This window comes from Frankia sp. QA3, from assembly GCF_000262465.1.
GTDB lineage: Bacteria > Actinomycetota > Actinomycetes > Frankiales > Frankiaceae > Frankia.
Window position 1 is genome coordinate 3,622,832 of record NZ_CM001489.1, and the last position, 7,351, is coordinate 3,630,182.

Genomic DNA, 7,351 nt, shown 5'->3' on the forward strand with positions numbered 1-7,351 from the left:
GGCGGGTCGGGTCCGCCGGCGCGCCGCCCGGCCTCGCGTCAGCGTGACGGGACAGCCCCCCCGCGGCGGGTGGTCACCGCAGGGGCCGCCGCGCGGTCCGGCCGTGGGGCCCTGGCCACGGCGGGCGCAGGCGCGGTTGCCGGCGTCAGCACGGTGGCGCCGGTGTCGGCCAACTCGGCGTAGGCGGCCCGGAACAGATCCGCGAAGGCCGGTACCGAGCCGGGTCCGAGGAGATGGCGGTGGTAGCCGAACGTGACGTACAGGCTGTCGCCCATGCCGAGCACGCCGATGAACAACCCCTGCGGCATCCCGGCCGTACCGGTGAAGTAGACCGCGCTGATCGGCAGGCCGGCAGCGCCGGCCAGGTCGTCGAAGCGACCGAGGTTGCTGACCGCGGCGGTCGGGGCGAGCACCGGACGCCCCACGGCGACCCCACAACGCAGCAGCGTGCTGCGCCACGGGCCGGGCACGAACCGCGCCGCGGCGATCCCGAGGGCACCGGAGAGCCCCGGCACGGGCGGCGGAACGACCTGCTTGGCCAGGCCGGTCTGGTCCACCACGCGGACGGCGAGCTGCAGCGAGTCCACCCGGTCCGCGACCTCACTTGAGATGATCGTCTGACCGGTCCGGTTCCCGCTGATCTCAGACGGCGCGGGAAACGACGACGAGGACGGCGATGCGGCGAACGACAGCGAGGACGCCAGGTCGACCGGCATCCGGATTCGCAGCCGGCCGGACTCGCCGCCGCGACGGGAGTTCCACCGGTCGATCGCCAGATGCGCCGCGCCGATCAGCAGATCGTTGATGGTCATCCGGCGACCATCCGGCAGCGTCCGCCGGCCGCCGGACGCCGGCAGGATCAGCGGGTGGAAGCCGTAGCCGTCGCCCCCCACTGTCAGGGGCGTGATGTAGCGCCCGGAGCGGCGGACGAGCGCGGCCCAGCCGGGCGCCCCGGCCCGGGCGAGCGGCTGCACGCCCGCGGGGACGCCGCGGTGCCCCTCGCCCGGCACGACCGCGCCGTCGCGGTCCTCGCCGTAGGCCGTCTCCCGGTAGTGGTCGAGGATCTCGGTGACGAGCGCGGCAAGCCGCAGTCCGTCGAAGGCGAGATGATGGGCCACCACGCTGAGCTGGTCGCCGTCGGCCCGACGGACCAGCGCCACCCGGATCGGCGGGTAGCGGCGCAGGTCGAACGGCGCCGAGGAAAGGATCTCGTGGATACGCCATCCGTCGGTGCCGTCATCGACGAAACCGACCGGATCGGCCGTCGGTTCGGCGGCGAACCGCCAGGCGTGTTGGCGGGATCCGTACAGCACAGCACGGGCCATCGGATGACGGCGGATCACTGTCCACACCGCGGCCCGCAGCCGCGCCGGGTCCAGCCGCCCAGTCGTCTGGACGAATAGCCCGCAGGTCAGCGGCGCACTCGCCCGGTCCGAGGCTGCGAGAATCTGCTCACCCGGAGTCAACACCCGATCGGGTATCGGCGGTGCCGAAGCGCCGCCGTCCTGCGCCAATCCCATTGTCGTAGGCCGGCCTCTCTGCAGGGGATTTCGCGGTTGCACGGCGATGGCGCGCGTCGCCGTCGAGGAGCCAGTCAAGCGTAACCAGGGGAAATCGCCTGCTCGGGAGAGAGGTCACCCGCCGCGGACCCGCCTGAACCCCCTCCCGGAGAGCCACCATCGACCGCAACATGGCCAGGCAGAGGCCCTGAAACGGGCCCGGCTGGGTGGTGCGTCCCGCCCGGGCGCCACCCCCACCGCTTACGGAAAGTAGTCGCAGCGGAGGCGTAACGAATACCAAAGGTCTACCGGTGCCCCGCACCGTCGTCCTACCCCCCGCCCCGGAACGGGCACCCTGCCACCGACTGTTACCTACTGGTCATCATCGTCGGGACCTGAGAGGATGCCCCCATGAGCCTCCCGGTCATCGCGGCAACACTCTGCGCGATCGGGGTGCGCGCGCATCTCGTCAGGGGACTGCGCCGGGCAGCCCGCCCGGGAACGGATTGCGTGCCGCCGGCAGCGCACGAGGCGGACCGGCGCGAGCCGATCGGGTGACCTTCTCGCCCGCGGTCCGCAGACACAGGCGACCTGTGCCTGCGCACGGCGATGCCCTCTCCCGCGACAATGCCCTCTCCCGCGACAATGCCCTCCCCCGCGACGACGCCCTCCCCCGCGACGACGCATTCCCCGGCGACGGGGCCATCTCCCCTGCCGGTGTCGTCCCCTGGCCGGGGTCGTCGTCGGCGTCGTCCTGCTCGCCGTCTTCCGTGATCCCTTGGCAGGGGTGTTCGTGCCCGGTGCTGGCCCGATGGTGGTGTCCGCCGCGCGGCGAGGCGGGCGTCCACCGGGCAACATCGGAAAGGAACACCATGACCGGCGACGAGAGGTGCCCGTCGGACCGGATTGAACTCGCGGACCTCGTCTGCCTCACGGGCGGGTCTGCGATCACGGGCGGGTCTGCGATCACGGGCGGGGCAGCGATCACGGGCGGGGCAGCGACGCGCTATGCCGATCAGGCGATCCCGCATGAGCGTGACCTCGCCATCGTGAAGCTGTTGGGCAAGGCGCGGCGCGGCGGCGGTCTCGAGCAGCTCGTGGAACTGGTCCGCCCGGAGGTGGAGGCAGAGACCCTGCGCGCCTTCGGGCTGCGGATGGCCTCGCTCGCGGTTCGCCGCACCGACCCCGACCTGCTGCGCCTGGGTCTGCGCGCCGTCGCCCTCGCCAGCCTGCGCAGCATGGACCGCCGCGACGACTTACGCGTGCTCGCCCCGCTCTGGCGGACGGCGAGCCTGCTGCGCCTTGATCCCTCCCACGAGTTCACCGCCGCCGCGGCGGAGCTCCCCGACGCGTCGGCGTTCCTGCTGGGCTGGGTGGACCGTACCCCCGACCTGCAGGATCTGGGCGAGATGGGGTTTCGCGAATCGGCGGACGAGGACGGCTTCCGCTACGCCGAGGACACGACCGTCATCCGCCGCGCCCTGGAACAGGAATTCGCCCGCCGGCCTTGGATCATCCGGTTCCTGCTCGCCCGTCGGCGGCGCCGGTGGCTGCGGGAGAACGGCTGGGATTGACGCCCGTGGCTCAGCCCGCGTCGGCGGCCGGCCAGCGCGCGACCCGCAGCCGCGCCTGCGCCAGCACGGCCGGCATGTTGCGGATGACGTCGCGGTCGCGGTCGCGGTCCTCCTCGGTGAGCTCCTCCCAGTCCACCATCGACGGGTGCCGCTTGTCCGGCCCGGCGTCGTGGCGGAGCGGACCGTAGGAGTAGCCCTGCCGCTCCTTGTGCCGACGCCACCGCACGTGCTCCTCGCGGGCGAGTTCCTCGATCTCGGCGTCGGTGAAGGTGAACGGGTCGCCGTCCGGCCGGGCAGAGACGATCGACCAGTCCCGCTCCTGCACGATCACCGCGAAGTGGGCGGCCTGCGCACGGTTCGCTTCCCGCAGCGGCTCGGCCAGCTCCGCCCAGGGCCGCAGCCCCGGGCGCGAACCCGCCTCGTGCCGCTTGCCGAGCTCGTGCTCGACGTAGCGGCGGTGGATCGCCTGCGCCAACCGCTCGACGCACCCCGGGTCGGCGAGTGACGAGGTGTCCGGCGCGGATGCAGGGGCCGGTCCGGGCTGCCGGGTCGAGGATCCGCTCACAACCACTTTCATGGCCCGGTGTCTCCTTCTGAAACGGATGGCGGACAAGGTTCGAACTATCGGTGGCGCAGTGCCGCTAGTCGAGTCTCTTGCTTTCGGTCCAGATGTCGCCACCGGAAGTCCGCCGCCCGACACGGGAACCACGACCACCGGAACCAGGACCGCCGGAACCAGGGCTGTAGGAACCAGGGCTGTAGGAACCGCCGCCGTAAGGACCGGCACCGCCGGGACCGCCGCCCTGGGTGCCGCCGCCGTACGGGGGGCCGGCGCCATACGGGCCGCCGTAGGGGCCTCGGCCGTAGGGGCCGCCGTCGAAGGGACGGGGGCCATTCGGGCCGTGGGCGCTCGGGTCGGCGCCGTCTGCCGCGGCGTCGACACGCCCGGGGGTGTCCGGCGCCGCGGACCGTTCCCAGACCCAGACGGCCAGGGCGGCGAGCACCGCGGCGAACGCCAGCGAACCGAGTACCTGCACGAGCGCGCCGAACGCCCCGTGCCCCGACCCGGGCTGGCTGTTCGGCTGCGCCGCCACCCCGATGCCGGCGCCGAGCATCGCGAGCGCGGCGAGCCACCCCAGCACCTGCGGCCGCGACCGCCCGAGCCAGACGAACACCGGCACCACCAACGCGACCGGGCCGGCCACCAGGGCCAGCGCCACCATCGCCAGGCCGGTCCACACCGCCCGGACCGCGAAGCCGGCGGGTCGTGCCCCGGGCGACCGCGGGACGCCGGATGGCCGGGCCGCCCGCGGCAGGCGTGGGAAGGCCGGGTACCCGTCCTCATCGGAGCTGCGCCGCAGCCGGAAGCGAGCCGGCAGCACGGCCAGCCCGACGAGGACGATCACCAGCAGCAGCCCGACGATCAGGTTGCGCCGGTACTCGGTGCCGGGGACGTTGTCGATGACGATCGTGCCGCCGGCGCCGGCCGGCACGATCCAGCCCTGCTGCCAGCCGTCGAGGCGCACCGGCGTCAGCGTGGTGCCGCCGAGCTTCGCGGTCCACGAGGTGTTCGCGTTCTCCCGGACGGCGAGGAACGCCCGCCCGCCCGCCCCGATCTGGACGGTCCGGCTCTCCGCGCCCCACTGGCGCACCACCGTCGCGCGCGGCGCCTGCCCGGCCGGCTGGCGCCCGGCGCCCACCAGCGCCAGCGAGTCGACGAGGATCGAGGTCGGGCCCTGGTCGACGCGGAGCTGGTGCGTTCCGGCGGGCAGCGTCAGCCGGCCCTCATCGGTACACAGCGACACCTGCACCGGCAGCACCGAGGTGACGTCGCTGTTGCGCCCGGTGATCCGCAGCGGGTAGCGGGCACCGTCGACGACCAGGGTGGGACCGCTGCCGCAGGCGACGACCAGCGGATCGTCGTCGGCCGGCGGGGTGCCCCGAGGGGGCGGCAGGAAGCTCGCCGTACCGTTGACGGTGAAGGTCATCTCCCGGGGCACGTCGAAACGGCGGGACAGCGCCAGCTCCTCCGACCCGCCGAACGGCTGCGCCGGGTCGACCCGCTGCCGCGCCAGCGAGAAGGCGACGGTCCCCTGGCCAGCCCCGGCGAACAGCCGGCCGACGTCGTCGGGGAGCTGCGCGTAGTGCTCGAACCTGACGCCGGGGATGGTGATCTCCCGAATGCCGGCGCCGAGGGTGTCGTCGTTCTCCCGGTCGACCCGCTCGAACGCGATCCGGTACCAGCGGCTCTCCCCCGGCGGAACGGCGAGGCGCTGGACGTCCTCCACCGGGGACACGTCGGTCACGACCGCGCCGGCCTGGCTGGTCACCCGCATCGCCCGCACGGCGGGTCGCCAGGGGCCCTCCGACAGCAGCCGGATGTCTATGTAGGGCACGGTCATCCGGCGGCCGATGTCGAGCTGGATCCACTGGCCGGCCGAAGTGGTGCCCTTCTTGCGCATCGCCGTCCAGGCCGTGGCGGTGAACCCGTCGACGGCGGCCGGGGGCGCGAGGTCCGGCGCGGCGAGCAGGTCGTAGCCGTAGGAGGAGGCGGTGACCGACATGCCCTCGACGAAGCCGGCGACGGTCTGGTGACCGGCCACGTCGTCCTCGGCCCACTGGTTGGGCTCCCCGGTCCTGCCCACCGCGTTGCCGGTCGGCCCGAGCAGGTAGGAGGTGGCGTCGTGGACGATGCCGAAGGTGCTGTCCCGGCGGGTGAGGGTGTCCGTGTCGACCCAGGCGGTCGACGGCCCGATCACCTCCCGCGGCGCGACCTTGATCGCGTTCGGGCTGGTCGACTCCGACTCCGACGCCGAGGCCGCCGGGTCGGCGAGGTCGGCGGCGAGCACGACGGGTCGGTCGGCGCCGAGCAGGCCCTGCGCGGCGAGCTGCACCGTTGCCTCGGGGCCGCCGGAGACCACGACGGCGGCGTCGGCGGCGTAGGACTGGACGATCTTCGCGCCCGTCGGCACCGTCCAGATCTCCAGCGCCGACACCTTCTGCTTCGGGTTGCGCAGCTCCGGGACGAGCCGTTCCTTCGCCGAGGCGCTGGCCGGCACCTGCGGGCCGAAGGAGGCGGCCAGCGCCAGCCCGGAGGAACGCAGCGCCCGGTGCAGCTCGTCGGTGGACGGGGGGATGTCCCAGTCCTTCTGCTCCAGGTCGTTGCGCAGCAGGATCTGGCCGATGCCGGCCCGGGCCAGCGCGTTGCCGAGCCCCGGCGCCGAGCCGGTGGCCAGTTCGCGTTCGATGCCGTCCATCAGCCGGGTCACACCGGTGCCGCCGAGCGGGATGAGGCTACGGACCCCCCAGGGCGTCTTCGCCAGCCACTGCAACGGCTCGTCGAGCGGACGCCCCCACTCGTACTCGGCGAACGGCGAACCGGGCACGACCAGCGCCCGGCCGCCCTGCGGGTTCCCGGCGAGCCAGTCGGCGGCCTGCACCCAGTAGTCGGGCACCTGGGTGAACGGGCGGGGCTGCAACGCGCGGCCGGACAGCGCGGGCGTCATGCCACAGACGAGCGCGGCCACCATCACCGCGGCGGCGGCCGGCGTCACGCCGGCCCGCGGGCGCGACCAGTCGTCCCACCGGCCGCGGGCGCGGCGGACCCGGGCGGGCAGGGCGGTCAGCGCGTGCGCGACGCCCAGCGCGATCGGCAGCCGCACCACGGGCTGGAACTTGTAGACGTTGCGCAGGAAGCCGAGCTGGTTACCGAGCAGATCGCGCAGCGCGCCCGACAGCGGGCTACCCGGGTCGCCCGGGTAGGCCGCGGCGACGGACACGGTACCGACGGCGAACGTCACCAGCAGGAACCGGCGCGCGGGCAGGTCGGGCCGGGACAGCCCCCACAGCCCGATCGCGGCGACGGCCGCGGAGCCGACGATCGGCACCGGCCGGGAGACGTACTCGGTCGCGGCGGGCAGCCAGGGGCGCGGCAGCTGGAGGTAGGCCAGCCAGTCCGTCGCGCCGCGCAGCGCCTCGGCGACCGACGTGGTCGCCGTCGTCGTCTCGACGGTCTCGGTGTAGGGGAGGAAGTTCAGCCCGTACCGGCCCTGCACCATCAACGCCAGCAGCCACCAGGCCGAGGCGAGGATGACCGCCACCACCCACCAGGCCCGCAGCGCCCACGCCCGGCGGGTCCCGCCCGCGAACACGAGCACCACCGCCGGACAGAGCAGCACGCACAGCGTGACGGTGGCGTTGGTGCCGCCGGTCGCCACGATGGCAAGGCCCGACAGCGCGGCGGCGCGGCGGGGGACAGCCGCCGGGCCGGGTCGGCGG

5 protein-coding genes are annotated in these 7,351 nt (G+C 74.0%); 2 read left to right on the forward strand and 3 right to left on the reverse strand.

The window, feature by feature from the left end; genetic code table 11:
* Nucleotides 1-38 precede the first annotated feature (38 nt).
* Complete coding sequence (locus tag FRAQA3DRAFT_RS14915) at nt 39-1,469, reverse strand: condensation domain-containing protein (RefSeq protein ID WP_232292060.1); 1,431 nt, start codon at nt 1,467-1,469, stop codon at nt 39-41.
* Nucleotides 1,470-1,910: 441 nt separating this feature from the next.
* On the opposite strand from FRAQA3DRAFT_RS14915, the gene FRAQA3DRAFT_RS35080 reads away from it, so the two are divergent.
* Both FRAQA3DRAFT_RS35080 and FRAQA3DRAFT_RS14920 read left to right on the forward strand, forming a co-directional pair.
* On the forward strand, nt 1,911-2,057 hold the full coding sequence (locus FRAQA3DRAFT_RS35080) for a hypothetical protein (protein ID WP_009739864.1): 147 nt from the start codon (nt 1,911-1,913) through the stop codon (nt 2,055-2,057).
* Nucleotides 2,058-2,371: 314 nt separating this feature from the next.
* Nucleotides 2,372-3,073, forward strand: a complete 702-nt coding sequence (locus FRAQA3DRAFT_RS14920) for a hypothetical protein (RefSeq protein ID WP_009739865.1) — start codon at nt 2,372-2,374, stop codon at nt 3,071-3,073.
* Nucleotides 3,074-3,083: 10 nt separating this feature from the next.
* Here FRAQA3DRAFT_RS14920 and FRAQA3DRAFT_RS14925 read toward each other — a convergent pair whose 3' ends face one another.
* Both FRAQA3DRAFT_RS14925 and FRAQA3DRAFT_RS14930 read right to left on the reverse strand, forming a co-directional pair.
* On the reverse strand, nt 3,084-3,650 hold the full coding sequence (locus FRAQA3DRAFT_RS14925; protein ID WP_009739866.1) for a RyR domain-containing protein: 567 nt from the start codon (nt 3,648-3,650) through the stop codon (nt 3,084-3,086).
* A 64-nt stretch (nt 3,651-3,714) separates the two neighbouring features.
* On the reverse strand, nt 3,715-7,351 hold a 3,637-nt coding region (locus tag FRAQA3DRAFT_RS14930; protein WP_009739867.1), incomplete at its 5' end, for an alpha-(1->3)-arabinofuranosyltransferase family protein.